1 protein-coding gene and 1 pseudogene are annotated in these 1,399 nt (G+C 47.9%); both read left to right on the top strand.

The features are described from left to right. The coding region (locus ACFE93_RS22255) for a hypothetical protein (protein WP_375476307.1) at window positions 1–1,059 on the top strand (1,059 nt) is incomplete at its 5' end. 43 nt (window positions 1,060–1,102) lie between these two features. After that, window positions 1,103–1,399: pseudogene (locus tag ACFE93_RS22250) on the top strand (hypothetical protein); the annotation flags it as partial.

Genomic DNA, 1,399 nt, shown 5'->3' with positions numbered 1-1,399 from the left:
AATGCAGGTGAGCAACTACAAAGCTCAGTAGAGAACGTGAAGCGCAGGCTACAGTCAGCAAGCCAGAATGCAGGTGAGCAACTACAAGCCGCAACTGATGCTACTAGCAGCAAACTGCAAGACCTCAATCGAAATGCATCTGCCTCCCTGACAAATAATTTGGTTGACCCTGCCGAGCAAAAGGTATACGTGATTGGCAAGCATGTTGAGCGAGATGTGCTAACTCCAGACGGTAGTGTACTGCTACTACAAGGGCAAGAAGTCACGCTAGTTGATGCAGAAGCGGCCGCCCGTATGGGTATCCTTGATGAACTCTATCGAGCTACCGGTGGCAGTCTGACTGCAAACATCAGCCGCAATTTGCAAGCAGCAACAGAATCTACTAGCAATCGAATTGGGAGCGCAACGATGAGCAGTGCTGCTAACCTACGTCACTCCGTTAATGCGCTGACAGCACAGGCGATCCAGCAGGTAAGAGGGCGCAGAGTCCTGCAAACGGTGCGTGCTGACGATGGCTTAATTATTGCGGCATCTGGGCAGATTGTAACTGAATCTGTCCTTGCTCGTGCCCAGACTTACGGCAAACAAGCAGAATTACTCAACGCTGCTGGTCTGGCTCTAGCAACCGCAGTTCGTTCTACTACAAGTGACACATGGTTAGAAACCAAAGTTCAACTGCGCCAGGGGGCAAGCGTCGCCCAAGAGAATCTCAATACTTTCTGGCAAGCTTTGAAACAAAAGGCAGAAATGCTACAAAGACGCAGCACACGGGCAATGAGGAAGCAACGAATTGAACAAGCACTGGGTCGTCCAGTTACCCGCGTCATTCTTGATCCAGAAGACAATGTGATTCTGAATGTGGGTGAATTGATTACGCATTGCGCTGTGCGTCAGGCTGAAGAAGGTGGAGTCCTGAATATCTTACTGAGTTCAGTTTATATTAAAGAGCCAGAAATCTCTGGTCAAGAGCTGCGTGCCCAAGAACATGGAATGGCGGCCCTGTCATATCACGATAATGGGCGATCGCAACTTGAATCCAAATCAATCTCAGTAAACTAATGCTCGACTTTTAGCAATCCTATCTGATTTGTGAAAATTTGCGGTGTCTACATCCCCGCTAATTCCTTTCACTAAAATTCTGGGTTGGTATGAAAAAACTGCACAGGATTTGCAATTACGTCAGGAATTGTTGCGTTACCCCATAGCTTGCCAGTTACTTTTCCAAAGGCGGCAAGCAGAAATTGAGGCGGAATTAGTGCAAAAGCGGCTTTACATGATAGATGTGCCGATTTTTATTTTACAAGGTGGCCAAGACACACCAGATGCTTTAGCTAAAAGTCGGGTTTATGGGTTCTTGGCAACTTTTGGTGATCTCGGTTGGGGGAAGGCAGAGGGCAGA

Source organism: uncultured Nostoc sp. (assembly GCF_964247315.1).
Taxonomy (GTDB): Bacteria; Cyanobacteriota; Cyanobacteriia; order Cyanobacteriales; family Nostocaceae; genus Nostoc.
The sequence above is the reverse complement of the archived record's forward strand: the minus strand, read 5'-3'. Positions and strand labels throughout refer to the sequence as shown.